This is a genomic window from uncultured Nisaea sp., from assembly GCF_963974195.1.
Classification (GTDB): Bacteria; Pseudomonadota; Alphaproteobacteria; order Thalassobaculales; family Thalassobaculaceae; genus Nisaea.
Map to the genome: position 1 here is coordinate 1 of NZ_CAXBDC010000044.1, position 25,332 is coordinate 25,332.

The 25,332-nt window shown below is 61.9% G+C and carries 27 protein-coding genes and 1 pseudogene; 15 read left to right on the top strand and 13 right to left on the bottom strand.

Annotation, left to right across the window (positions count from 1 at the left end):
- Positions 1-207 (bottom strand): annotated as a pseudogene (locus AAC126_RS11335) (hypothetical protein); the annotation flags it as partial.
- Between the two features lie 263 nt (positions 208-470).
- Between AAC126_RS11335 and AAC126_RS11340 the strand changes: the two are divergent.
- Both AAC126_RS11340 and AAC126_RS11345 read left to right on the top strand, forming a co-directional pair.
- The gene (locus AAC126_RS11340; RefSeq protein WP_339853402.1) at positions 471-902 is read left to right on the top strand and encodes a hypothetical protein; all 432 of its coding nucleotides are present in this window, start codon (positions 471-473) and stop codon (positions 900-902) included.
- Positions 903-1,109: 207 nt separating this feature from the next.
- Complete coding sequence (locus AAC126_RS11345; protein ID WP_339853404.1) at positions 1,110-1,664, top strand: cytochrome b/b6 domain-containing protein; 555 nt, start codon at positions 1,110-1,112, stop codon at positions 1,662-1,664.
- Positions 1,665-1,835: 171 nt separating this feature from the next.
- Here AAC126_RS11345 and AAC126_RS11350 read toward each other — a convergent pair whose 3' ends face one another.
- The 3 genes from AAC126_RS11350 to AAC126_RS11360 form a co-directional block, all read right to left on the bottom strand.
- The gene (locus tag AAC126_RS11350) at positions 1,836-2,711 is read right to left on the bottom strand and encodes a 3-keto-5-aminohexanoate cleavage protein (protein WP_339853406.1); all 876 of its coding nucleotides are present in this window, start codon (positions 2,709-2,711) and stop codon (positions 1,836-1,838) included.
- Between the two features lie 46 nt (positions 2,712-2,757).
- The gene (locus AAC126_RS11355; RefSeq protein ID WP_339853408.1) at positions 2,758-3,144 is read right to left on the bottom strand and encodes a cyclic nucleotide-binding domain-containing protein; all 387 of its coding nucleotides are present in this window, start codon (positions 3,142-3,144) and stop codon (positions 2,758-2,760) included.
- Positions 3,145-3,290: 146 nt separating this feature from the next.
- The gene (locus AAC126_RS11360; protein ID WP_339853410.1) at positions 3,291-4,022 is read right to left on the bottom strand and encodes a response regulator; all 732 of its coding nucleotides are present in this window, start codon (positions 4,020-4,022) and stop codon (positions 3,291-3,293) included.
- A gap of 244 nt (positions 4,023-4,266) precedes the next feature.
- On the opposite strand from AAC126_RS11360, the gene AAC126_RS11365 reads away from it, so the two are divergent.
- The gene (locus tag AAC126_RS11365; protein WP_339853412.1) at positions 4,267-6,564 is read left to right on the top strand and encodes a heavy metal translocating P-type ATPase; all 2,298 of its coding nucleotides are present in this window, start codon (positions 4,267-4,269) and stop codon (positions 6,562-6,564) included.
- 6 nt (positions 6,565-6,570) lie between these two features.
- Here AAC126_RS11365 and AAC126_RS11370 read toward each other — a convergent pair whose 3' ends face one another.
- Positions 6,571-7,647, bottom strand: a complete 1,077-nt coding sequence (locus AAC126_RS11370; RefSeq protein ID WP_339853414.1) for an EAL domain-containing protein — start codon at positions 7,645-7,647, stop codon at positions 6,571-6,573.
- Between the two features lie 454 nt (positions 7,648-8,101).
- Here AAC126_RS11370 and AAC126_RS11375 point away from each other — a divergent pair, with 454 nt between their 5' ends.
- Positions 8,102-9,640, top strand: coding sequence for a SulP family inorganic anion transporter (locus tag AAC126_RS11375; RefSeq protein WP_339853416.1), 1,539 nt, complete (start codon positions 8,102-8,104; stop codon positions 9,638-9,640).
- A gap of 36 nt (positions 9,641-9,676) precedes the next feature.
- Here AAC126_RS11375 and AAC126_RS11380 read toward each other — a convergent pair whose 3' ends face one another.
- The gene (locus AAC126_RS11380) at positions 9,677-11,071 is read right to left on the bottom strand and encodes an amidase (protein WP_339853418.1); all 1,395 of its coding nucleotides are present in this window, start codon (positions 11,069-11,071) and stop codon (positions 9,677-9,679) included.
- 206 nt (positions 11,072-11,277) lie between these two features.
- On the opposite strand from AAC126_RS11380, the gene AAC126_RS11385 reads away from it, so the two are divergent.
- Genes AAC126_RS11385 through AAC126_RS11400 form a run of 4 tightly spaced genes read left to right on the top strand, consistent with a single transcriptional unit; the run spans position 11,278 to position 14,021 of the window.
- Positions 11,278-11,682 (top strand): tellurite resistance TerB family protein, encoded by a 405-nt coding sequence (locus AAC126_RS11385; protein ID WP_339853420.1) that lies wholly within the window; start codon positions 11,278-11,280, stop codon positions 11,680-11,682.
- 16 nt (positions 11,683-11,698) lie between these two features.
- Positions 11,699-12,607: an NAD(P)-binding domain-containing protein gene (locus AAC126_RS11390; RefSeq protein ID WP_339853422.1), complete on the top strand. Its 909-nt coding sequence runs from the start codon at positions 11,699-11,701 to the stop codon at positions 12,605-12,607.
- A complete protein-coding gene (locus tag AAC126_RS11395; RefSeq protein ID WP_339853424.1) occupies positions 12,604-13,230 on the top strand; it encodes an HAD family phosphatase in 627 nt (208 codons plus the stop codon). Before AAC126_RS11390 ends, AAC126_RS11395 begins: the two co-directional genes overlap by 4 nt.
- A 44-nt stretch (positions 13,231-13,274) precedes the next feature.
- Positions 13,275-14,021 carry a sulfite exporter TauE/SafE family protein gene (locus AAC126_RS11400; protein WP_339853426.1) on the top strand — a complete coding sequence of 249 codons (747 nt, stop codon included), beginning with the start codon at positions 13,275-13,277 and terminating at the stop codon, positions 14,019-14,021.
- Between the two features lie 86 nt (positions 14,022-14,107).
- On the opposite strand, the gene groL is transcribed toward AAC126_RS11400, so the two are convergent.
- Positions 14,108-15,763 carry a chaperonin GroEL gene (gene groL, locus AAC126_RS11405; protein WP_339853427.1) on the bottom strand — a complete coding sequence of 552 codons (1,656 nt, stop codon included), beginning with the start codon at positions 15,761-15,763 and terminating at the stop codon, positions 14,108-14,110.
- Between the two features lie 17 nt (positions 15,764-15,780).
- On the bottom strand, positions 15,781-16,071 hold the full coding sequence (gene groES / locus AAC126_RS11410; RefSeq protein WP_339853429.1) for a co-chaperone GroES: 291 nt from the start codon (positions 16,069-16,071) through the stop codon (positions 15,781-15,783).
- Between the two features lie 379 nt (positions 16,072-16,450).
- On the opposite strand from groES, the gene AAC126_RS11415 reads away from it, so the two are divergent.
- Positions 16,451-16,714: a Usg family protein gene (locus AAC126_RS11415; protein ID WP_339853431.1), complete on the top strand. Its 264-nt coding sequence runs from the start codon at positions 16,451-16,453 to the stop codon at positions 16,712-16,714.
- Positions 16,715-16,753: 39 nt separating this feature from the next.
- On the opposite strand, the gene AAC126_RS11420 is transcribed toward AAC126_RS11415, so the two are convergent.
- Positions 16,754-17,653, bottom strand: coding sequence for a LysR substrate-binding domain-containing protein (locus tag AAC126_RS11420; RefSeq protein ID WP_339853433.1), 900 nt, complete (start codon positions 17,651-17,653; stop codon positions 16,754-16,756).
- Positions 17,650-18,690 carry a putative sulfate exporter family transporter gene (locus AAC126_RS11425; protein ID WP_339853435.1) on the bottom strand — a complete coding sequence of 347 codons (1,041 nt, stop codon included), beginning with the start codon at positions 18,688-18,690 and terminating at the stop codon, positions 17,650-17,652. The genes AAC126_RS11420 and AAC126_RS11425 overlap by 4 nt, the downstream gene beginning before the upstream one ends.
- Before the next feature lie 318 nt (positions 18,691-19,008).
- On the opposite strand from AAC126_RS11425, the gene AAC126_RS11430 reads away from it, so the two are divergent.
- The 5 genes from AAC126_RS11430 to AAC126_RS11450 all read left to right on the top strand — a co-directional run bounded on the left by AAC126_RS11430 (position 19,009) and on the right by AAC126_RS11450 (position 23,398).
- Positions 19,009-19,644, top strand: coding sequence for a hypothetical protein (locus tag AAC126_RS11430; RefSeq protein WP_339853436.1), 636 nt, complete (start codon positions 19,009-19,011; stop codon positions 19,642-19,644).
- A gap of 36 nt (positions 19,645-19,680) precedes the next feature.
- Complete coding sequence (locus tag AAC126_RS11435) at positions 19,681-20,622, top strand: hypothetical protein (RefSeq protein WP_339853438.1); 942 nt, start codon at positions 19,681-19,683, stop codon at positions 20,620-20,622.
- Positions 20,622-20,834 carry a hypothetical protein gene (locus AAC126_RS11440; protein WP_339853440.1) on the top strand — a complete coding sequence of 71 codons (213 nt, stop codon included), beginning with the start codon at positions 20,622-20,624 and terminating at the stop codon, positions 20,832-20,834. Before AAC126_RS11435 ends, AAC126_RS11440 begins: the two co-directional genes overlap by 1 nt.
- Before the next feature lie 117 nt (positions 20,835-20,951).
- On the top strand, positions 20,952-22,031 hold the full coding sequence (locus AAC126_RS11445) for a COX15/CtaA family protein (protein WP_339853442.1): 1,080 nt from the start codon (positions 20,952-20,954) through the stop codon (positions 22,029-22,031).
- Between the two features lie 86 nt (positions 22,032-22,117).
- Positions 22,118-23,398, top strand: a complete 1,281-nt coding sequence (locus tag AAC126_RS11450) for an ArgE/DapE family deacylase (RefSeq protein ID WP_339853444.1) — start codon at positions 22,118-22,120, stop codon at positions 23,396-23,398.
- Positions 23,399-23,481: 83 nt separating this feature from the next.
- Here AAC126_RS11450 and rpmB read toward each other — a convergent pair whose 3' ends face one another.
- The 3 genes from rpmB to AAC126_RS11465 form a co-directional block, all read right to left on the bottom strand.
- Positions 23,482-23,775: a 50S ribosomal protein L28 gene (gene rpmB, locus AAC126_RS11455; protein ID WP_339853446.1), complete on the bottom strand. Its 294-nt coding sequence runs from the start codon at positions 23,773-23,775 to the stop codon at positions 23,482-23,484.
- Positions 23,776-23,863: 88 nt separating this feature from the next.
- The gene (locus tag AAC126_RS11460; protein WP_339853448.1) at positions 23,864-24,091 is read right to left on the bottom strand and encodes a hypothetical protein; all 228 of its coding nucleotides are present in this window, start codon (positions 24,089-24,091) and stop codon (positions 23,864-23,866) included.
- A 127-nt stretch (positions 24,092-24,218) separates the two neighbouring features.
- On the bottom strand, positions 24,219-24,731 hold the full coding sequence (locus tag AAC126_RS11465) for an Lrp/AsnC family transcriptional regulator (protein WP_339853450.1): 513 nt from the start codon (positions 24,729-24,731) through the stop codon (positions 24,219-24,221).
- A 211-nt stretch (positions 24,732-24,942) separates the two neighbouring features.
- Between AAC126_RS11465 and AAC126_RS11470 the strand changes: the two genes are divergently transcribed.
- On the top strand, positions 24,943-25,329 hold the full coding sequence (locus AAC126_RS11470; RefSeq protein ID WP_339853452.1) for a ribbon-helix-helix domain-containing protein: 387 nt from the start codon (positions 24,943-24,945) through the stop codon (positions 25,327-25,329).
- The last annotated feature ends 3 nt before the right edge of the window (positions 25,330-25,332 follow it).

The window sequence follows — 25,332 nt, forward strand, 5'->3', positions numbered from 1 at the left end:
CGCCACCAGCAGATCGTCCGTCTGGTGGATCGGCTGCTGCCCGTCCTCCGTCCCGATGATCGACAACCGGCAATGCGCCATCACGGTCTGTGTTCCCGGCAGGCGCGCCACCTCGACGGCATCCGGCCCCCGATGCGCGATCTTCCCGATCATCCGGTTGGCGAGGGATTCATCTCCGGCATTCCAGAGACAGACGAAACCACACATGACGTTCCTCCCGGCAGGCGCGTTCGCGCTCTTGCTGTCTGTCGTTCGTATGTCCGGAAAGCCTAGAGGAATGAGCGGCGGATGAAAGCCTCGAATAGACAACAGGCCCGATCGCGCGAAAGCATGGAACTTCGATAGAATTTAGCGAGAAAATCGATAATTATGAGTTGCACCATATAAATTCGCGTTTTAGACACAGAATACAAACAGCTGACAAACAGCAATCAAAAGTTCTGCTTATTCCTCTGAGGTGAATTTCTCACATGAAAAAACTCCTGATCGCGACCGTTTGCGCGGCCGCCCTTTCCGCTTGCGCGTCTAATTCCGATGACATCAAGGCGGCCTATGTTTCGCCGATTCAGTATCAAAACCATACCTGCACCCAGCTCGGGAACGAACTCGACCGACTGAGCGTGCGTCTGATCGAAGCGGCGAAAGTTCAGGACAAGGAAGCTGACGAAGACGTGGTTGCCACGGCAGCGGGCGCGATAATCTTTCTGCCGATCCTGCTGTTCATCGATGGTGATGGCGCCGGTGCGGCCGAACTTTCCCGTCTCAAGGGGGAATTCGACGCCATCGAACAGACGGCGATCAAGAATGACTGCGACGTGCAGGACAAGATCAAGCAGATCCGCAGCGCCCAGGAAGATTATCAGAACCAACGGTCGAACCAGGGCAAAAACGGAGCCAGCTGACCCGGCCGGGCCTGATTTGACAAACACCTTCCGAGTAAAGGGCGATCCGTATGATCGCCCTTTTCCGTTTGCGATCACCGGCGAGCCTTGAATTTCCTTGATTCCTAGAGCCACGGCCTGTGTCAATATGACTGGAAGAGACAGCCAGGAAGAAGAGCGCCGCGCGGCTTTGATGGCAGCGCGCTCCTTCCAGCCAAGGAGCACACCATGCAGGAAGACCGCTATTCCTTCACCCAGAGATTGCTGCACTGGAGCATCGCCGGGCTGGTGGCGCTGGCGCTTGCCGCGGGCATTCTCTTCTTCACGCTCGGTTTCGACGGGCTGATGAATGCGTTCGGCGAGACCGTCACGAACGCCCTCTACAAATATCACAAAACAGCCGGCGTCCTGATCCTCGGCCTGATGATCCTGCGCGTCATCCTGCGCCTAAGCCTCGGCGCTCCCGCCCCCGTTGCCACCCTGACCAGCACGGAACGGCGGCTTTCGTCAGGCGTGCACCTGCTGCTCTACGCCGTGCTGCTGGCGATCCCGGCCCTCGGCTGGCTCGCCACCGCGGCGGGCGGCTACCCGGTGGAATTCTTCAATGCGACCCTCCCCGGCCTGATCGGCAAGGACAAGGCCCTGTCGGAAATACTGTTCGGGCTGCACGGACTGGCGGCACTGACCGTCATGCTGCTGCTCGGCCTGCACATCGCCGGCGCACTGCGGCACTGGCTGATCAAGCGGGACGGGGTGATGCGGCGGATGAGTTTGTTCGGATAGGGATACGAGCGCGCCGATCTGCGGGAAAGCACGGCGCGGCAGCTTATATTCAGGCGTCGTTTTCCCGGACCCCGATCCGGGACCTTTCAAAGGCGTAGCTCCCTGATCACAAGGTCCCGGATCGGGGTCCGGGAAAACGACTTGGGGATGACGTCCGAGGGTGATCGGATATTACCGCAACCTCGCCCGCACATCTTCCGGCGTGGCCAGTGTCCCGCCTGCTGCTTCAATCAATCGCGCCGCTTCTTCGACCAGCGCGACATTCGTCGTCTCGACGCCGAACGGCTGATCCTCCAGACCGACGCGGACATGCCCGCCGCGCTCCACAGCAGGGGCGATCAGCGGGCGGATATCGACGGCGAGGCCTGCCACCATCCAGGGGGTGCCCGGCGCCTCCGCCTCGCGCAGCGTATTGTAGGCTTCCAGCGCGTAGAGTTCCGGCGGGAAGCTGAAGGTCAATTGGTCGGAGAACATGTAGCGGTAAAGCGGGGTCGGACAGCCGGGGAAAGCGCGGTGCAGGGCCGCGCCCTGGCGGATGAAGCCGGGCTCGTAGATGGCGTAGCTCGGGTGCAGGCCCTTGGCCGCGCACAGTTCCAGACCATAGCGGACATGGCTTTCCGGGTTGAAATAGGTGAAGCCCTCCCGGCCCTCGGCGATCCAGGCATCGTGGGTGATGTTGGTGCTGCCGGGATCGACGACACTCCATTCAATCAGACCGCGCTCGGCCAGGCCCGTCACATGGGCGAAGCGCTGCGCCGGGCTCATCGCGCCGGAGACGTTCGGCAGGCCCGCCATCGGCAGGGTGCCATAGATGATGACATTCTCATCCACCTCACGGACCCGTTCGATCACCTCGGCATAGGCATCGGTGGTATCGACCTGCAGGCCGGTTGCCACGTCATAGGGGTGGAAATGCACGATCGCCGCGCCCGCTTTCGCGCAGGCGATGCAGTCGGCGGCGATCTCTTCCGGCGAGACCGGAATGGCCGGCTGGTTTTTCCGGGTCCAGGGACCGTTGACGGCGGCTTCCAGCCAGATCCTGTTCATGTCATATCCTTTTCAGCGTCCCGGCAGCTTCCACACACCCGGGCCTCTAATCCAGACCGGGCAGCGTCGGCCTGCTCCGGCCGATCTTCTTGGACGTCCGGGCCAACCGGTCGATCAGGGATTGCATGAGATACCGGATATAGGGGTCCATATCGCGGATCTTCACTTCGATCATCTCCCGCTCGACCACCGTCACCACCGTGTCTTCGAGACATTTGACCGTGGCCGTGCGCGCCGTGTTGCCGATCAGCCCCATCTCCCCGAACATCTGATTGGCGGTGATGATGTCGAGTACCTTGCGGTCCAGCCCCTTGCCGATCGAAACCTCGACCGACCCGCTGCGCAGGATAAAGGCTTCCCGCGACTCATCGCCTTCGGAGAAGATCGTCTGGCCCTTGCTGTACCGCCGTGTCGGTGGATCTTTATATTCCATTGGTGAGCCTCCCCAAGAACACGCAATGCCTTTAAGCGTTTAATGCCATTCGCCGCTTGAGCGCAATGACCTGTCCTGGAGAGTACAGAGAGGAACGTGATTTCAATACGTCTTTTGCGCAGAGCACGGCAGCCCGGGTCCGGCTCTTATGCGGCGTTGTTCTGTGCCAGCAGCTTCTGCAACTTCTCGGGATGTACCGGTTTGATGAGGAATCCGTCCGCGCCCGCGGCTTTGCAGGCCTTCACGGTTTCAGTGTCACTCTTGCTGGTCACCACGTAAATTTTGGCGCTGGGGTTTTCGGCTTTCAGCATCGGCAGGGCGGTCAGCCCGCCAAGGCCCGGCATCGTCAGATCGAGCAAGACCGTGTCGAACACACCGGCACGCACCATCCGGATCGCGGTCTCGGCGTCTTCCGCTTCTTCTACCTCGTAAGATTGCCCAATCTGGAACAGCATCCGGGTCAGGATTTTCCGCACCGTGGAGGAATCATCCACCACCAGCACAGTCGGAGACGAGAGGATCGAGCGCGCCGTTTCCAGGATCGACTGGATCTGGTTGGCATTGAAAGGCTTCACCAGATATTCATAGGCGCCCAGCTCCTGGGCGGCGGTCCGCAAGGCGAAACCGTCCGATGACGACATGATCACCGAGACGATCTTGCTGCCCTTCCGCCTGGCATGGGCCAAGGCTTCGAGGCCGGTCATGCCCGGCATGTTGATGTCAAGAAACGCCAGGCCCGCATCCATTTTGGAAAGCAGCTGGCGCGCAGTTTCGCCATCCTCGGCATGGTGGATCTCGATATCCCAGGACTGCCCGTTGCAGACGTCCTGAATAATTTTCCGGACCACGCGGGAATCGTCGGCGATCACGACATCCATTTTATAACCTCGGGCAAAATTGAGTTTTGTCATTTTATCGGACGAGGATTTATCGGACGAAGAATTGAACATCCGGTTAACTGCACCGGAATGCGCTTCGGCTGCGGCATTCTCCGGCGCCGCATCTTTCGGCTTTAGGCACAACGGTCTGCCTGATAAGTCTGCCACCCGGCATTCGCCTGCCATGCTGGAACATGTTTTACGCTAAGCTGGCCGGCCACATGATCCAGCTCCCGGAAGCATCATGATTTCAGAACGGTTTTTAGGTCGCCTCCTGTTCGCCACGGCTCTCTCGGGACTCGCAGGCGGCCTTGTCTCCTGGCAAATCGGCGCTCCGCAGGCGGCATCATGGATCTGGGGGGCGGCCACGCTTCCCGTGCTGCTCTCTCTCATCGTCTCCATGACCCGCGCCCTGCTGGCGGGCCGCATGGGCGTCGATGCCGTTGCCCTGCTCTCCATGGCGGCGGCCCTCGCACTTGGCGAGACCCTGGCCGGTGTCGTCGTTGCGGTGATGTATGCCGGCGGCAATGTACTTGAGGATTTCGCCGTCTCCCGGGCCGAGCGCAACCTGAAGAGCCTGACGGACAGGGCACCGCGCATTGCCCATCGCTATACCGGCGGCAGCCTTGTCGACATCGAGGTCGAGCAGGTGGCCGCGCATGACCGGCTGCTGGTCCGCACCGGCGAGATCGTTCCGGTCGACGGAGTGATCCTGGAGACCGGCGCCGAAGCCATGGCGGTGATCGACGAGTCCGCCCTGACAGGCGAGCCGATCCCGGTCGAGCGCCATGCGGGCGAGCCGGTGCGCAGCGGCGCCGTCAATGCGGGCGTTCCCTTCACCCTGCAAGCCACCGCCAGCGCCAGCGAAAGTACCTATGCCGGGATCGTTTCCATGGTCGCGGCGGCACAGACCGCGCGGGCGCCCTTCATCCGTCTGGCCGACCGGTTCGCGCTGCTGCTACTGCCGCTGGCCGTCCTTGTGGCGGGCACCGCCTGGATCCTTTCGGGCGATCCGGTGCGCGCCCTTGCCGTGCTCGTGGTCGCCACGCCCTGCCCGCTGATCCTGGCCGCCCCCGTCGCCTTCATCTCCGGCGTCTCCCAGGCCGCCCGGCGCGGCGTTCTGGTCAAGGGCGGCGGTGCGCTGGAAGCACTGGCCCGGGCCCACACCATCCTGTTCGACAAGACCGGCACGCTGACCGTCGGCGGCGCCCGGCTGGTCGCCATCGAAACCGCCCCCGGTATCGATCCGAACGACGTGCTGCGCCTTGCCGCCTGTCTCGAACAGGCGTCCCACCATGTCATTGCCCAGGCCATCGTCGGCGCGGCCGAAACGCGCGGCCTGAAACTGGTTCCGCCAACCGATGTGCGCGAGGATATCGGCGCGGGTCTGGCCGGAACCATCGACGGCAAACGGATCGCCGCCGGCAGCCTGACCATGACGACCGGCGGCGGTCAGCGCGCTGCCTGGGTCGATCGCGCCCGGCGCCGGGCCTCCTGGCGCTCCGCCCTCTGCGTCTTTGTAACCATCGACGGCGAGCTTGCCGGTGCGCTGCTGCTCGGTGACAGCCTGCGCCGGGAAGCGCCCCGCGCCATCCGCGCCCTGCGGGAAGCCGGGATCAGCCGCATCGTCATGGTCACCGGCGACCATGCGGATGCGGCGGAGACCATCGGCGCCGCCCTCGACCTCGATGCCGTGCTGGCTAACCGGGTGCCTGCCGACAAGGTGGATGCGGTCGAATTCGAGAAGAAGCGCCACCCGACCCTGATGGTCGGCGACGGCATCAACGATGCGCCCGCCCTCGCCGCCGCCGATATCGGCATCGCCATGGGCGCGCGCGGGGCCAGCGCCAGCTCGGAAGCCGCCGATGCCGTGGTGCTGGTGGACAGGCTGGACCGGGTCGCCGACGCGCTGGCCATCGCCAAGCGCTCCCGGCGCATCGCCATTGAAAGCATCGTCGCCGGCATGGCACTGTCACTCATCGCCATGGGCTTCGCCGCCGCCGGCTACCTGACACCGGTGGCCGGCGCGATCCTGCAGGAAGGCATCGATATTGCCGTCATCCTGAACGCGCTGCGGGCACTGGTCCCGCCGGGTCTCGGCAGCCGCCCGAGCCTGCCCGAGGAAGCCGCGAAACGCCTGCTTGAAGAACATGAGGATGTCGAGATCTGGCTCGATCAGTTGCGGGCCCATGCGGACGCCCTGGACGATGCCCAGGGCGCCGAGGCCCTGGCCCATATCGCCGATGCCAACCGCATCATCAATGACGAGATCGTCCCGCATGAACGTGAGGACGAGGTCACTGTCTACCCGCAACTCGTGCCCCATCTCGGCAATGCCCATGGCTTGGCGGCAATGAGCCGGGCGCACCGGGAAATCCAGCATCTCGGCCGCCTGTTGGACAGACTGGTGACCGGTGTCAGCGAGGAGGAAGCGGACCGCTATCTGATCCGGGACGCCCAGCGCATCATCGAATCCGTCGACGCGCTGGTGCGCATCCATAATGCCCAGGAAGAGGATATTTTCGATTTCGCGGCAGGGTGAGAAAGCTCAGCCAGCCTCCAGATAATCGGATAAGTCCTCGATCGGGGCCGGGCGGGCGAACAGATATCCCTGCAGATAATCCGCCCCCGCCGCGCGCAGCAGGTCGGCCTCGCTCTCGGTCTCGATACCTTCCGCGACCACTTCGATATTGTGCTCTCGGGATATCGAGATCAGGTGCCCGACGATAGACTGTTTCAGCGGGTCCCGGTCGATGCCGCGTACCAGATCCATATCGATCTTGACGAAATCCGGCCGCACCTCGTGCAGCAGGTTAAGCCCGGACCAGCCGGACCCGATATCGTCCAGCGCGACCTTGAAGCCGGCTTGCCGGTAAAAGGCGAGAATGCCTTTCAGATGATCCTTGTCCTGGATGCGGTGCGTCTCGGTCAGCTCGAACGTGATATCGCCGGGCTTCAGGCCAAGCTCGGAAATCGTCGCCGCCGTGGTCCTGAGGCAATAGGCCGGATCGTAGATGCTGGACGGATTGAAATTCACGAACAGCCGGCCCTTGTAACCGCTCCTGGCAGCCCGGGAGACGGCGCTGGCCCGGGCCGCAATATCGAGCGAGAAAAGCAATCCGGCATGTTCCGCGAGCTGGAAGACATATCCCGGCGGAATGTTGTTGCCACTCGCGTCCCGCATCCGGAAAAGCCCTTCCAGTGCAAACGGCGCCGCACCGGCTTTCGCGTCCGCATGAACGATCGGCTGATACCAGGTGTCGTAGCTCTCCGCTTCGAGCGCTTCCACGAGCCATGCTCCCTTGACCCGGTTCGCGAACACATCCGCCGGCATCACCCGGCCGATTTCCAGCGGCGTCGGGTCTCCCCCGGCAGTGGTCAGGACCCGCGCCTCCTGCAACTCCTTCTTGTTCAGCTCCCCGAAGACCGCCGTCAAAAGGCCGTCCATGCCGGAGCCGGGTACTGTTATCTCGATGCAGTTCGCCTCAACGCCAGCCGGCTCAAGCCCCTTGCGGCGCAGCATGCCGAGCAGACGCTCGCGCGCATCTGAGGTCGGCAGGAAAAACCAGCACCTGGTCTGCTCGAAAATGATCTCTTCAACATGTTCGCATTCTACGCAACGCATGGCCGGGCTCCGGAATGTTTGTCCGCATACGTGCGCCCCATGCCATCGGATCAAAAGAATTCCTGGAGAGCGTCTGTGCTCGATCTCCCCCCTCCGGCCGAGCGGTCCGGAACTTGCGCAACTGCAAAACAATCCGCGCCATCCGCATGCAAAAATCTGATCTTCGTTAATTTAAAGTTCATTAATTTCAGCTAGTTCGTTAAAAGCTCCCAGAGTCGCGCACACCACACATGCAATGTTGCGTTGCACAATTTCGTTGAGGCAATCGTGCGATTCTGTAATAAGTGCGGCAGATGATGCTCTCTCCTGCGTGCCCGGAGAAACCGTCCGGGTACGGAAGAGTGAGCGTCGGACTTCCCGAAACCAGATCAGACGAGTGAGACGCGCTCCCATGTTGCAAGCGGTGAAAACGCTTATGTCGTCCGCGACAGGAAAAAATGACGGGGACAAAAAATTGACCCCGCTCCAGGTCAAGGCCGACATCCTGGCAGGCCTGACCGTCGCTTTGGCTCTTGTGCCGGAAGCCGTTGCGTTCGCCTTCGTCGCGCATGTTCATCCGCTGGTCGGTCTTTATGCGGCATTCATCGTCGGCCTTATCACCGCCCTCATCGGTGGCCGCCCCGGCATGATTTCCGGAGCCACGGGCGCGCTGGCGGTCGTCATGGTCGATCTGGTGATCCGGCATGGCGTCGAATATCTGTTCGCCACTGTCGTGCTGATGGGACTGCTGCAGATCACCGCTGGCGTGTTGCGCTGGGGCAAGTTCATCCGCATGGTGCCGCATCCGGTCATGCTCGGTTTCGTCAACGGCCTCGCCATCGTCATCTTCCTGGCACAGCTTGGCCAATTCAAGATGAAGGCGCCAGATGGCAGCCTGACATGGATGACCGGCGAGCCGCTCTATCTCATGCTCGGCTTCACCGCGCTGACCATGGCGCTGATCTATGTCGTGCCGCGCATCACCAAGTTCGTTCCGGCGCCGCTTGCCGCCGTCGGTATCGTCTCGCTGATCGTCATCGGCTTTAATCTGGACCTGCCGCGGGTCGGCGATCTGGCCAGCATCGAGGGGGGCCTGCCGACCTTCCATATCCCGATGGTGCCGCTGTCGCTCGAGATGCTGCAGATCATCCTGCCCTACTCGCTCATCCTCGCCGCCATCGGCCTGATCGAAAGCCTGCTGACCCTGAACGTCGTCGCCGACATGACCGAGACCAAGGGCGGCGCGTCCAAGGAGTGTCTGGCACAGGGCATCGCCAACACCGTCACCGGCTTCTTCGGCGGCATGGGCGGCTGCGCCATGATCGGGCAGAGCGTGATCAACGTGAAATCCGGCGGCCGCACCCGGATCTCCGGCATTGCCGCCGCGCTGTTCCTGCTCAGCTTCATCCTGTTTGCCTCCGGCCTGATCGAGCAGATCCCGCTCGCGGCCCTGGTCGGCGTGATGTTCATGGTCGTGATCGGCACTTTCGCCTGGAAGAGCCTGATGATCATGCGCCGCATCCCGCGCAAGGACGCCCTGCTGATCGTGCTCGTCACCGCCGTCACCGTGATGACGGATCTCGCCGTCGCGGTGATCATCGGCGTCATTCTCTCGGCCCTGTTCTATGCTTGGAACGCGGCGACACGCATGCATGCGGTCTCCGGCATCGATGTATCCGGCGCCAAGATCTATAGCCTCGACGGCCCGCTCTTCTTCGGCTCGACCGAGAGCTTCCTGGCCCAGTTCACGCCGAAGGACGATCCGGACCGCGTGGTCATCGATTTCATGAATTCACGGGTGGTCGACCATTCCGGCCTGCAGGCCATCGAAAGCCTCGCCACGCGCTATGACGAGCTCGGCAAACGCCTGCAGCTCCGGCATCTGAGCCGTGACTGCAAGGCGCTTCTCGGCCGCGCCGGCCAGCTCGTGGAAGAGCGTGACGACGAGGACCCGCAATATGGCGTCGCCACGGATTACGATCTCAAGATCGGTCAGGTCGGGACCGGGCATTAAGCCCGGTCCGCCGCTTTTCCCCTCAGGAAACAGCCATTACGCATTGGCCGCGGAGATCGGCGCTCCCGGCCGGCCGACGATGGCTTCAATGGCAAGACCGATCGACAGGGCATGCGCATCCATGCCGTGACGGCACAGGACCTGCAAGCCCACCGGCAGGTCCGCGCCATACTGATGCACCGGCAATGAAATCCCGCACAGGCTCCAGAGATTGCCCGGCTGCGTGTTCCGGGAGGTCGCAAGCGAGCGGGTTGCCCCCTCGGGCGTCTCCAGATCCGCAAGCGGCATGGCCAGCATCGGCGTGGCCGGCATGATGATCCCGTCAAGCTGGCGCAACGCCGTATCCGCCAGGGGCTTCAATGCCGCCTGCCTGCGCCGGGCCAGGGAATAATCGACCGCTGAAATATCCAGTCCGATGGCCGCCCGCATGGCCGTCACACTGTCCATTCCTTCCCGTCCGGCGGCGAACCGGTCCAGACCGAGGCTGGCAAGCACTTCCGGGCCGACAATGGTCGGGAAGACCGTCTCTCTCTCGCGTGGGTCCGGCAGATCTTCCGCTGCCAGTTCGACCAGCTCCACCCCAGCCTCCCGGAGCGCCGCAAGAGCCTTCTCCACACAAGCAGCGACAGCATCGTCGAGATCCTCAAAGAAGAAGTCCCGAGGCACCCCGAGCCGCAATGCACTTGCGGCAGCCGGTTGCGGCATCGGGATAGCGGAGGTCGCGCCATGCACCAACGCCGCATCCGCCGCCGAGCGGCAGAGCGGACCAAGAGAATCGAGTGTGGGTGAAAGCGGGAAGACGCCGTCGGTCGGGATCAGCCCGACGCTGGTCTTCAGTCCGAAGAGACCGCACAGGGAGGCCGGTATCCGGATCGAGCCGCCGGTGTCCGAGCCAAGCGCGAAAGCACACATACCCGCCGCCGTGGCGGCCGCGGAGCCACTTGAGGAGCCGCCCGGAAACCGGTGCGTTTCAAGATCCCACGGATTCCACGGCGTGCCGCGCGCTTCGTTGACACCGGTCGCGCCGAGCGCGAATTCCACGGTCTTGGTCTTGCCGAGAACAACGACCCCGCCACGCTTCAGGTTCTGCACATAGGTGCCTTCGGGCCCGGTGATATCTGCGGACTCGATCAGGGAGCCGTTTGTCGTCGGCATCCCGTCCACCGCATAGATGTCCTTCACGCCGATCGGAACGCCCATCAACGGCCCGAGATCGGTCCCCGCCCGGAGCAATCCGTCCATCGCCTGCGCCGTACGCACCGCACTTTCGGCGGCAACATGCTGGAAGGCGCCGATCTTGCCATCCAGGGCATCGATCCGTTCGAGACAGGCGAGTGTCACGGCCTCGCTGCTGGTCCGCCCTGCCCGAAGATCCCTCGCAAAGCCCGCTATACCGTCCTTTTCGAACGGATCCTCCGGTATTCTCGCCATCGTGTCAGCCCCAATCTGCCTCGTTTGCGCCTTGTTTCCCAAGCAGAGTAGACCTGTCGGGAGGGCGCGTGGAAGATGCCTTGTTCCGGAACCTCATCCAGAGGTCCCGGCCATTCGCGTTGCCGGCACGACTGCAGGGGTATCGCTAATGGCCGTGAGCCGCTATATCCTTGGGTGAACACGCAATTTAGAGAGCCAGGCGAGCGATGATCACAACCCACTCCGCCCTGATTTATGCCATGGTCCTGAGCGCGGCCGCGGATGGCAGTGTCGATGACGAAGAGCTGAACACGATCAGCGAAATCATCAACGTGCTACCGATCTTCCAGGATTTTGAAATCGGCAATTTCGGCCAGATCGCCAGTTCGGCGATCGATCTGCTCAGCGAAGCGGACGGACTTGATGCCGCCGTCGACCAGATCAAACGCACCCTACCGGAAAACCTTGTCGCGACCGCCTATGCGCTGGCTTGCGACGTTGTCGCCGCCGATGGCACGGCAACCCAGGAAGAGTTGCGTTTCCTTGAAATCCTGCGCCATGAACTCGACGTCGACCGGCTGACGGCCGCGGCGATCGAGCGCGGTTCCGCCGCGCGCTACGCACGGCCCTGAGGAGGCGGGCGGCATCATGCCAGCCCCAAAGTCACTCGATGGACGCAGAATAGGTCTCGTCGGTCTTGGCCGGCGCGGCCTCGCGGTCGCCCGTAAACTGACGGACGAAGGCGCGCGCCTGCATGTCTGGACCCAGAACACCGAGAAAGCCAGGGCGCTCGGGGAAGCCCACCCCCTGATCGAGGTAGAGCCCTGCCCGCGGGATGTCGCCCGTTACACGGAAGCGACCCTGATCGCCGTCAACAGCGACGAGGCACTCGAACGGGTGGTGTTCGATCCGGAGGAAGACCGCTATGGCGTGCTGCACGGTACGCCGCCCGACGGCCTGATCGTCGATATCGGCGAAACCCCGCCGGGGCCGACCCGGAAGTTCGCCGACCGCGTCCGGCAAAGCGGCCGGATCTGGCTCGACGCGCCCGTGACCGAGACCGCGCTCGGCGGCACGATCTCCATCGGCGGCACCGACATGGCGCTGGCCCGGATATGGCCCTTCCTCAATGCTCTCGGGAAACAGGTCCTGCATGCCGGCCCTGTCGGCTCGGGTCAGGCCATCCGGACCTGCGGCGCCGCGATTCACGGCCAGATGGTCCAGGCCCTCGCCGAGGGACTGGCGCTTGCCGCCGCATCCGGGGTCGAGGCCGATGCCCTGCTCGCGGCTTTGGCCGACAGTGCCGTCGGCGGCGCCGTGCTTTCGGAAAGCGGGCGGCGCATGGCCGACCGCGAATTCCGGGCCGGACGCACCGTGCGAGAGCAGGCCGAGCTGGCAAACCAGGCTCTGGAGCTGGCCCGCACGGTCGGCATCGAGCTGAAGGGGCTGGCCAACAATGCCGAGCATTGGCAGGGCCTGATGGACGGATCCCAGGGCGAGTTGAATATTTCTTCGCTGATCCTCGAAATCGCCGAAAACCGGAAGGAACCGCAATGACGGCCATCGATGCCGTTCTGTTCGATGTGGGCAACGTCCTGATCGAATGGGATCCCCGTCATCTTTATCGCAGCATCTTCGTCCGGGAAGACGGCTCCGCCGATGAAGACCGGGTGGCCTGGTTCCTGACGGAAGTCTGCACGACGGAATGGCACGTCCAGCACGATCTCGGCCGCAGCCCGGATGAACAGATCGCCGCCCTGGTCCCGCATCACCCGGAACATGCCGATCTGATCCGGACGTTCTATGAACGGTTCCAGGAAATGATCCCCGGCCCGATTACCCCGATGGTCGACGCCAAGCGCCGGATGAAGGCAGCGGGCATCAGGAACTACGGGCTGACCAATTTCGGCGTGGAGACTTTCGAGGAGACCCGGCGGCGGTTCGACTTCCTGAACGCGTTCGAGGATGTCGTGGTTTCCGGCGCCGAACGCATGAAGAAGCCCGACCCGGCGATTTTTCGGATTTGCATTGACCGCTTCGGGATCACACCGGAGCGCACGCTCTTCATCGACGACAGTCCGGCCAATATCCAGACCGCCAGCACACTCGGCTTCGAGACTCATCTTTTCAAGGAGCCGGGTGCCTGCCTTGAAAAGTGCCGGGCGCTTGGCCTGATCTGACACCTGCGTCTTGCCGCGCCGGCAGGACCGGCTAGACTGGCCGCATGCAGGATCCCACACTTCTCGCCGCGGCTGCCGCGACCTTCTTTCTCGCCGGCACGGTCAAGGGTGTGATCGGGCTCGGGCTACCGACAATCACGCTTGGGCTGATGACCCTGCTGCTGGATCTGCCCAGCGCCATGGCCCTGCTCATCGTGCCCTCGCTGGCGACCAATCTCTGGCAGGCAGCGGTCGGTGGGCATATGCGGGAAATCCTGCGAAAAACCTGGCCCTTCCTGCTGACGGCCACGGCCACGATCTGGATCGGCGCCCAGGCCCTCAGGCTTGTCGACCTGTCCTATCTCTCCGCATTGCTTGGCCTGTTGCTGATCGCCTATGCCGCCACCGGGCTTGCTGGTTTCCGGCTGTCGATGTCGCCGGGAGCCGCGTTGCGCAGCGGCCCGCTTTTCGGGATCGCCAATGGCATCCTGACCGGCATGACCGGGTCCTTCATGGTGCCCGGCGTGCTGTATCTGCAGGCAACCGGCATGCCCCGCGACATGCTGGTTCAGGCCATGGGCATGCTGTTCATGCTGTCCACGGCGGCCCTCGCGCTCGCGCTCGGACACAGCGCCCATATTGACCCGGAGCTCGGCCTCGCATCCGCACTCGGCCTGATCCCCGCCATCCTCGGCATGATCCTTGGCCGCAAGATCCGCGGCTACCTGTCCGAGACCCGTTTCCGGCAGGTTTTCTTCGCGGGCGTGCTCCTGCTTGGACTGTCGATCACGGCGCACGCCGCCCTGTCCTGACCGGCACAAGTTCAACAAACGCCAAAAGAAAAACCCTCCGGGGCATGCCCTGGAGGGTTTCTCGATAAAGTGTCTGGAGGCCTGGCTTAGAAGCCCATGCCGCCCATGCCGCCCATGTCCGGCATGCCGCCGCCCGGCATACCGCCACCGGCACCCTTCGGCTCCGGCTTTTCGGCAACCATGGCTTCCGTGGTGATCAGCAGACCAGCAACGGAACCGGCATTCTGCAGAGCAGAGCGCACGACTTTGGCCGGATCGATGATGCCGGCTTTGACGAGGTTCGTGAACTCGCCCTTCTGTGCATCGAAGCCCCAGTCGGTGTCTTTCGACTCCATCATCTTGCCGACGATGACCGCACCGTCTTCACCGGCGTTATCGGCGATCTGGCGTGCCGGGACCTGAATGGCCTTACGCACGATGTTGATGCCGATCTTCTGGTCTTCGTTGTCCGACTTGAGGGACTCAAGCGCCTTGACGGCATAGAGCAGAGCAGTACCACCGCCCGGGACGATGCCTTCTTCAACCGCGGCGCGGGTTGCATGCATCGCGTCGTCGACACGATCCTTGCGTTCCTTCACCTCGATTTCGGTAGCACCACCGACGCGGATAACGGCAACGCCGCCAGCCAGCTTCGCGAGACGCTCCTGCAGCTTCTCACGGTCATAGTCAGAGGACGTTTCCTCGACCTGAGCGCGGATCTGGCTGCACCGTGCTTCGATGTCGGCCTTTTCGCCGGCGCCGTCGACAACGGTGGTCTCGTCCTTCGTGATCTGGACGCGCTTGGCGGTGCCGAGCATTTCCAGGGACACGTTTTCGAGCTGGATGCCGAGGTCTTCGCTGACCACGGTGCCACCGGTGAGGATGGCAATGTCTTCCAGCATCGCTTTACGGCGATCGCCGAAGCCCGGAGCCTTGACGGCAGCGACCTTCAGGCCACCACGCAGCTTGTTCACGACCAGGGTCGCCAGGGCTTCGCCCTCAACGTCCTCGGCAATGATCAGCAGCGGGCGGCTGGACTGAACGACCTGCTCGAGAACCGGCAGCATAGCCTGCAGGTTGGAGAGCTTCTTTTCGTGCAGCAGGATGTACGGGTTTTCCAACTCGCAGGTCATCTTGTCCGCATTGGTGACGAAATACGGGGAGAGATAGCCGCGGTCGAACTGCATGCCCTCGACAACGTCGAGTTCGGTGTGCAGGGACTTGGCTTCTTCAACCGTGATGACGCCCTCGTTGCCAACCTTCTCCATCGCCTTGGCGATCATCGCGCCAATTTCGGCTTCGCCGTTGGCGGAGATGGTGCCGACCTGCGCGACTTCATCAGTCGTGGAGATCTTCTTGGCGCGCTTCTCGATGTCAGCAACGACAGCTTCGATCGCCAGATCGATGCCGCGCTTCAGGTCCATCGGGTTCATGCCGGCGGCGACGGCCTTGGAGCCTTCGCGCACGATGGCCTGAGCCAGAACCGTAGCAGTGGTGGTGCCGTCGCCGGCGATGTCGTTCGCCTTGGAAGCAACTTCACGCACCATCTGTGCGCCCATGTTTTCGAACTTGTCGGAAAGCTCGATCTCTTTCGCAACGGTCACGCCGTCCTTGGAGATGCGCGGGGCACCGAAGGACTTGTCGAGAACAACGTTACGGCCTTTCGGGCCGAGCGTCACCTTGACGGCGTTCGCGAGCACGTCGACGCCAGCCAGCAGGCGGGCTCGTGCGTCGGTGCCGAATTTAACTTCTTTAGCAGCCATGATGGATCAGTCCTTCCTTAGGATTCCAGAACGCCCATGATGTCGGACTCTTTCATGATCAGCAGCTCTTCGCCGTCGATCTTGACTTCCGTACCCGACCATTTACCGAACAGCACGGCATCGCCAGCCTTGACGTCGAGCGGCTGTACCTTGCCGTTCTCATCACGTGCGCCAGCACCGGCAGCGACGACTTCGCCCTGCATCGGTTTTTCCTTGGCGGAATCGGGAATAATAATGCCCCCGGCCGTCTTTTCCTCGCCTTCAAGGCGACGGACTACGACCCGGTCATGCAATGGCCTGAATTTCATGCCACAACCTCCGAATTAAGCGTCTAAGTGACGTTTCCAATGAGTGCTCGCCGGAGCGAACCTAATGTATTAGCACTCACCACCGGCGAGTGCTGACGATGTAGGGAATGGCGCTTCAACTGTCAAGGAATTGGCGCGGAACTCGAAGAAAAAGACGTGTCCGGCATGCACGGGCAGGAACAGATTGTTCCCTGCTGCGAAACATGGTGGCCGTACCATGCATTACCAAGCGGTTTTCTGACCGGCCTTCCGCCCCGCGGATCAGCGGGCCAGCAGCAATCCAGTGACACCGCTGCTAATGCATTGATTTAATTATCTATTGCCATGCATGGCGGTTCTACCTCAAGCTTTCCCCGGATGCAACCTGTGGAGTCGCCCTATGTCGATTGAGCCAGTTGTTCTGTTTGAGCGCCGCGTGACCACCGCCGAGATCCTTTACCGCATGCCTGACTATCCCGATCTCCTGCAAAGCTTCGTCTGGCAAACCCTCGACGTCATCCCGAAATTCCCCCGCCTGCGCCGCTTTCTTGATCATTGGAGGCTGAATATCGAAGCCCCTATTCATTCGGTCCAGATCTCCGCCGGCTCCCTGACCGGGGTGGCGACCTTCACCGCCGCGGATGTGGAATTCCGTCTGCATTAACCGGGACAATCCGGCAATCGTCATTCCCGGCAGCCGCCATTACAGGACAGAGCCCATTCCGGCTTGCTCCGTCAACTCAAGGAAACGCTGTTCGGCCAGGGAAAGGTGCCGTTCCTTATGGCGTACAGCATGGAAGAGCCGTGGCGGCAGATCGAACGGAACCCTGACAAGCCGCCCGGCCGCAATGGAGGAAGAGACAACGAGGGTCGAGAGGATCGTCACTCCCGCGCCGGCCTCTACGGCCGCCCGCACGGCCTCGTTCGAGGGCAGCTCGAGCGCGACATCCACATCGCCCATTCCGATCCCGTACCCTGCCAGGGCGGTTTCACAGGCTGCTCTGGTTCCGGAGCCCCGCTCCCGCAATACCCAGGAGGCGGCGCTCAGCTCCGGCGCGGCGCATGGCGGGGATTGCGCCCAGTCATGATTCGGCGCGACCACGAGAGCCAGCTCGTCCCCGGGCAATTCCCGTATCCAGAGATTGGCATCCCTGATATCGCCCTCGATGAAACCGAGATCCACCGTCGCCGCGCGCACCATCTGTGCGACTTCGGTCGTGTTTCCGGTGACCAGACTGAGCTCGAAATCGGGATAGGCGGCATGAAAACGCTGCATCAGCGCCGGGAGCCAGTAATTGGCGACCGTCTGGCTCGCCGCCAGCCCCAGTTTACCGCGCCGCAATCCCGCAAGATCGCCGAGCACACGTTCCGCCTGTTCCGAGCGGGCGAGGACAGAGCGCGCCTCGCTTACGAACAGGCGCCCCGCCTCCGTCAGCATGATGCGGCGCCCGACCCGGTCGAACAGGCGGACTGCATGCCGCTCCTCAAGCGCCGCGATGGCGGCGCTGACGGCGCTTTGCGTCAGGTTCAATGCCGTTGCCGCCTGCGTGACATGTTCGCGTTCGGCAACGGCGATAAAAATGCGGAGCTGATCGAGGGTCATGCCCCGATTAGAACAAGACCCAGAGTGAAAAGAGAAATGAAAAGCCATGCCCCGGCACCAAGCAGTGCCGGACGGAGGCCTTCGGCCGCGAGTTTCCGGACATCCGTCTCCAGTCCCATCGCCGCAAGCGCGGTCGCCAGCATGAACTGGGTCAGCGGAGTCGTCACCTGCTGCGTGGCCTCCGGCACCCAGCCGGTGCTGGCAAGTCCAACCATGGCAATGAAGCCAAGCACGAACCAGGGCACCTGCGCCGCCGCCCGGCCCGCCGTGCCGCCGTCAACGCCAGGACGCCGCGCGGCGAGCATGCCGAGAGTCAGCACGAGCGGGGCCAGCATCATGACCCGGGTCAGTTTGGCGATGGTTCCGAATTCTCCGGCTTCCGCTCCATGCGCATATGCAGCCGCGACCACCTGCGCCACTTCATGCACGGATGCCCCTGTCCAGAGCCCGTAGGCGCGCGGCGCCAGCTCCAGAGCTCCACCGATGAGCGGCATCAGCACCATCGACAGAGATCCGAACACGGTCACGCAGGCGATCGCATAGGCCACATCCTCGTCCCGCGCACGGGTCACCGTATTGGCCGCGATCACCGCCGACGCGCCGCAAATGGAGCTTCCCGCCGCGATCAACTGGGTCAACCCGGCATTCACCCCAAGAATACGCCCGAGAACAATTGTGAAAATGAAGGTCGCAAGCACCGTCACAACAAGCAGCGCCACACCGGCACCGCCAACGGCAAGAACCTGCTGGATGGTCAGCTGCAATCCAAGCAGCACAATCCCGGCCCGCAGGATGCGCTTGAGACAGAACGCCATTCCAGCCTTCGCCACCTCGGGAGTGCCGATCAGGTTGCGGATGGCCATGCCGATCAGAATGGCGAGGATCAGCGGGCTGAGCGCGCTTACCCCCGGCACTTCCCGGAGAACGAAGGCCACAGCGGCAACACATCCCGCAAGCAACACTCCCGGCAGAACCGACCCCACGAGGAGGGCATTTTTTATTCTTTCGACAGCGGAAAACGAGAACGAATCCGTCATGATATGCGCACTCAGACAATGATTTTTTCAAATCGTCTGATAGGCGTCACAGTTTAATCAATCCAATGAATTATTGTTGCCATAGCAATCGATTTTATCGATTAAATAATACTGATCATCTTCCATGCATCTGCGCCATGTCCGCAGAGGTTTGACCTCCGCCGCCTGCATCGCTTTCCCGATCATCGACGGCTGCATACCCCCTCTCAGCGCTAAAACTGATTTTTTCTTCAGATAGAAGACCACCTGAAATCAATTGATTTTTACGCGAGTATCATATTATTATAATCCCTTATTGGTAGAAAATTATGGTTACGCATGATCGAAATCAGGGGCCATCGCGTTTGCAATGTTCTGCCCGGCCTGTGCCTGGCGCGAAGACTTGCCGCCGCGCTTGTCCTGCTGCCTCTTACAGCCTGTTCACTCAGCTACATTGATGACACCGGCAGGCGGATCGTGATCGGGCCCAGCCTCGTTCGCACGGCAACAGCAGACGCTCCCGGCCAAGCCTGCAACCTGCTCCATCCGGTTGAGATTTCGAGCCTTGGCATCGCCGTTCATTCCGGCCTTGGCGCTTCAACAGGCAGCATCGGCTTTCAGAAATTCCGGGACGCCGCACTCAGGAACGAATGCCCGTTGCCATCCACAGACGAGCCGGAAACGGACGGTCACGCACACGCGCCACGCTCGGATGAAGATCAGCGTTTTGTGCTCTACACCTCTCTCCCCGGGACCTCTCTCCCCGGAGCCTCTCTCTCCGGGCAAGTCCGGGGTGAGTCAGGGACCGTGGTTTTCGTCGAGACCTACGGGCTGTCTTTCATCGCAACCGAGACCGAAACCGATATCACCATCGGATACGGCGCGGTGGGGGCTGCCGCCATTAATGACAACAGTCTGATCCAGGGCAATCCGATCATCGATCTTGCCCGGTCTCATCCAGCCAACGGGGAGTAGCCACTCATGGGGTACAGAAGAACGGGGGACAGAAGAATGACACGCTTATCATACCGGAAGCACTTCATTCCGGGCGCGATCCTGCTTGCCCTGGGAGCTTGCGCCAACGGGGAAGAGAACGTCTTGTTCGTGACCGCGACCCAGATCGACATCGGATACGACTCCTCTCTCGGGAACGCAAATATCGGCTACGACCGCAACGAATTCGTCGTTGGCCCGCAATATGTTGAGACAGGCGGCACCCCGCCGATCGTCTCCGACATGAAGTCGGATCTCTCCGTCTTCAACCCGAAGATCAACCAGCTTTATGCAACCGGAAATGCGGCTCTGATCGCAACCGGGGGCGCGCCTGACCCAGACATCGGTGAATCCAGCAAACTCAAAGGTGAACGCCGGGTGATGTTCTTCGGTACGGGCACATCATTCGGCCTCAATATCAAATTCCAGTCCGAAATCCCGACCGCCGTCAGCCTTGGCTACAAGCGCAAGGAGTTGTCAGTGATACCGCTGAACAAGAGTGCGGGCCGTAAACCGGATCAGGTCGATAAATACGGCTCGACCTTTGCCCGGATTGAAATGAACGGCGACTTCAGCGCCCCCTCGAAAACCAGCGTGCCCCTGAAACAGTTCTTTGCGACGGGCAGTGCTGCCGAGAACCTCGCAGCCAATCCGGACCTGAAACATGAAGTCACACAACGCGCCATCAATCAGGCCGCAACCATGACGCTGAGCAATATAGACGCAGTCGTCCTGTGCGTCTCTCCGGGTACCGGCACAATGACGCCTGAACAGATTGCAAGCTGGCAGGCGCTTGTGGACGACACCCCCGGTCTCGACGATACGACCCGCTCACGGTTCAAGGGATCGGACAGCGCCGAAAAAGTGCGGGTCAATCTGGATCGCAGCCCGGACCCGGCCAATGCGATCGCAACACAGATGAGGACGAATACCGGCAAATACTGCAAGGGAGCAGCATGATGGCAGATACAGTCCGCGCAGAGATTTGCCAGACGGAGAGCCAGGCAGAGAAACGCAAAGCCTTCCTTTCCGCTCTCGGCTGGGCCGTCGATGGTCCTTATGAGAATTGCCTGGTAATCGCCGCCACCGTGGATGGGGACGCAACGCCCCCGCCAGCCTCGGAACATGATGTCGGCGAAGGGTGGGTCATCGTGGCGACAAAAACCCATTGAGGAAAACCCATTGAGGAACTTCGGGGCCCTGCGCCGAAGGGTCGCGACGGACCGGTTTGACCTTTCCGGGCATTGACGCCACATTCCGCCGGTATCAAACCGAATGCGGAGTGCGGCGTGAGCGCGGCCAGTCAATCCTACAGCCCAATACTGCCGGAAAACGCGGCCACCGACCGGCCCGTCGCCATCTGGCTGGCGGGCGTTGCCGTCATGGTCTTCCTGATGATCGTCATCGGCGGGATTACGCGCCTGACGGAGTCCGGCCTTTCAATGGTCGAATGGCGCCCCCTGATCGGCTGGCTCCCGCCGATGAGCGAGCCGGAATGGTACCGGGTTTTCTCGCTCTACCAGGATTCACCCGAGTTCCAGAAGGTGAACACCTGGATGACCATCGACGACTTCAAGAATATCTTCTTCTGGGAATATCTGCACCGGGTCTGGGGCCGGCTGATTGGCATCGCTTTTGCCCTCCCGTTTCTGGTGCTGGCCCTGACCGGCCGGATCCGCCGGGCGCTCTATCCCCGGCTCGGCTTGCTCTTTCTGCTCGGCGCCATTCAGGGTGGGATCGGCTGGTGGATGGTGAAAAGCGGACTGGTCGATAACCCGGCTGTCAGCCAGTACCGCCTGGCGATCCACCTTTCCGTCGCCCTCCTCATTCTGGTCACGCTGATCCGGACCGCTCTCGGTCTGGTCCGGACACCCGCCGAAACCAGCCGCACATACCGCCGCCATGCCATTGCGGTGCTGCATCTGATCGCCATCACTGCTGTCGCAGGCGCCTTCGTCGCCGGCCTCGACGCGGGCCTGATCTACAACACCTTCCCGCTGATGAACGGACATGTGGTGCCGCCGGACTATGGCTTCGCCCAGCCCTTCTGGATCAATTTCTTCGAAAACCCGGCAGCGGTGCAGTTCAATCACCGGATCATCGCCATGCTGACCTTCGCCAGCATCGTCTGGCTGCTGATCCGGGCGATCCGCTCAACGGAAATCGCCCCGCGCACCCGCCTTGCCATACACAGCCTTGCCGGCATGAGCGCGATCCAGGTCGCCCTCGGCATCTCCACACTGCTCGCACAAGTCCCCGTGGCCCTTGGAGCCGCCCATCAAGGCGGCGCGGCCCTAACACTCTCCGCCGCGATCTGGGTGTTGTTCGAGACATCGGGGCCACGCGCGCCCTCCGACCGTTCCGGCTGATCTCGAAACACACTATTGAAATTGGTCAGCTTGTCCCTCCGGTCCGGACATGCCGATACTTGCTCCTGCAAGGATAGGAGCAAACCATGCCAGAACAATCAGTTGCGGCCGAAATCATGCGCGCCGTGGATGCGGGATTCGAGGAGCAGCTACAGCTCAGCCAGGAGCTGGTGCGCTGCCCCTCCACACGAGGACAGGAAGCGTCGGCGCAGGACCTGATGGCCCGGGCCGCGCGGGACTTCGGTTATGCCGTGGATATGTGGCATATCGATCCCGACGAGATCGCCAAGCATCCGGGGTTTTCCCCCGTCGATGTCTCTTACGAAAACGCCCTGACCGTCGTCGCCTCCTGGCGCCCGGAGAACCCCAAGGGACGGTCCCTGATCCTGAACGGCCATGTCGACGTGGTGCCGGCGGGGCCGGAGAAAATGTGGACGCGCGCGCCGTTCGGTGCCGAGATCGACGGCGACTGGATGTATGGCCGGGGTGCCGGCGACATGAAGACCGGCACGGTCAGCGCGCTGTTTGCTATGGAAGCTCTGAAACGTGCGGGCTACCGGCCCGGCGGCACCGTGCATTTCGAGTCGGTGATCGAAGAGGAATGCACCGGCAACGGCGCGCTCTCCACTCTGGTCCGCGGCTACAAGGCCGATGCGGTGCTGATCCCGGAGCCGACTGGCGAGACCTTCACGCAGGCGCAGGTCGGCGTGGTCTGGATGCGGGTCAAGGTCGCGGGTGTCCCGGTCCATGTCGCCCGCGCGGGCAGTGGACAGAACGCCATCGAGGCCTGCATCCCGCTCTGGGCGGCCCTGCACGAGATTGAGGAAGAGTGGAACCTGCCGGAAAACAAACATCCGGCCTTCAAGGACAACCCGCACCCGATCAATGTGGTGATCTCCCAGATCGAGGGCGGCGACTGGACTTCCAGCGTCCCGGCATGGTGCACCTTCGAAGTCCGCGTCGGACTGTATCCGGGGGTCGATCCGGCCACCATTCAGGCCAAGCTGACGGAGACCATCGCCAAGGCCTCGAAATCCCACTCCTTCCTGGCAAACAATCCGCCGGAGATCGAATGGCAGGGCTTCCTGTCACCGGGATACGAGGTTCCGGCAGGCACGCCGGGCGAGCCCATGCTCGACCGCTGCCACGAGATCGCCTTCGGAGCGCCGCTCGGACGCCGGTGCTCGACAGCGCTGACGGATTCGCGCTTCCACGGCCTCTATAACAAGACGCCGAGCTATGTCTATGGAGCCATCGCGGAGAACGTGCACGGCTTCGACGAGCGGGTGAACCTGCCCTCCGTCCGCCGGGTGACGGCGGCCATGGCCCTGTTCATCGCCGACTGGTGTGGGCTGGAAAAGATCTGACCCGCGAAAACCGGCCAATTCCGGACAAAAGAAAACGCCCGCTGACGCGGGCGTTTTCCATAATCAGACTTGCGTAAGCTGTATTAGGCAGCTTTCGCGGCAGCGGCCTTCTCGATGCGCCGCTTCAAGGTGCGGGCTTCGGTGCCGAGCTGGGAGTTCTTGGCTTTCAGCATGTAGGCGTCAAGGCCGCCATTATGCTCGATGGACCGGATAGCATGCGTGGTCAGACGCAGGCGGACCATCTTGCCGAGCGCATCGCTCATCAGCGAGGTCTGCTGCAGGTTCGGCAGAAACCGGCGGCGCGACCTGTTGTTCGCGTGGCTCACATTGTTGCCGGTCTGGACACCCTTACCGGTGATTTCGCAACGACGCGCCATTTTTCTAATCCTCGGTCAACACGATAGAATTGGATTTCGTGAAGCCAAGGCTCCACGAGGAAGAGGGCATATACGCGAGCCCTATTTTTCAGTCAAGCGCTTTCCGGGATGAGATGAACGGCCAATGCCGCCCTTCATGCCCTTTTACAGCACGGCTGAAGATCTCCGTCATGGTCGCGGTGTCCCCTGCTGCGGGCGCTTTCCGGTCTCCCAGCCGAAGCATATCGAGGCCGGCCGGTCTGCCGGACGGAAGCGAGCGGCGGGCACGGTCAAGTTCCACGACCGACCTCCGGGTTTTCGTCGTTTGCATCTGCATCACGAGTCCTCCTCCGGTGTTTGTTCAGCTCCAAGCATCCATATTGGGCGCCCGGATCAAACGTCAACGCCGGAACGGGACAACAGCCGCGGCCTGATGGCTCTCGCACTCACCGTAAGTCGAGAGCCTATTCGTTTTCGACGAGGAACATCGGCGGCATCGCCGGACCAACCCGGACACTCGGTCCGGCGGCGATCATCTTGCCTTTCACCGGCGAGGACAGAACGATGGATGTTGTCGTCTCGCCATATTTGCGCATCTGGGAGATCACATGCTCCAGATGCACCATGGAAGAGACGATGACCTTGATCATATAGCTGTCCTGCCCGGTGACGTGATGGCACTCGAGCACTTCGCTCAGCGTATGGGCGACGGTCGCGATCTTGTTGTAATGCTCACCCGAGGTCTTCAGATGAATGAACGCTGTGGTCGGATAGCCGAGCTTGTCCGCATTCACCGTGGTCCGGTAGCCGGTGATGATTCCGGCATCCTCCATCCGGCGCACCCGTTCGGCAACCGCGGGTGATGACAGACCGACCCTGCGGCCAAGTTCACTGAAGGAAAGCCGGGCATCTTCCTGCAACACGCGCAGCAATTGCCAGCCAACCTTGTCCAGTTGTCCCTCACCGTTCGCACTCATGGGCAGATTCCTTCTGCTCGTCAGCTCCAAGTGGAGCATAAAGCCCCATGAGCGCTCTGCAAAGCAACTCCGGTAGCTGGCTCTGACAGCCAGATAAACCTGACATTCAAACGCCTCACACGCGAAGATGGCGTTCGATATTGCACTACCAGTAGAAATGCGGCACGTTAACCATACAGTTGTGTGCTGAGGTAAATTAGGAGCATTAGGAGTGGCACGCGTAATAGGGAGCGACCGGATCAGGAAGAACGTCACGATCGGTCATAGGCGCACAAGCGTCAGTTTGGAAGCTCAAGTCTGGAACGGCCTCTCCGATATCTGCAAGAGAGAATCGATCGGCATGGACGGGCTTTGTACCATGGTGGCCGAACGGCGGCAGGAATCGAGCATGTCATCCGCATTGCGCGTCTTCCTGCTGACATATTTCCGGCTGGTCGTGGACAATATAGAGGACACGCTGAGTTCGGCTCCGGCAACGGGGCTTGGCGAAAGCCCGCAGGAACCAATTCCCGGCTATCTTGATATAGCCTTGCAGCGCTTTGCCATCGAGCAGAAGCAATATGCGCTCAGCGACCAGGGCGGCGGCACCGCCCACTAGCCT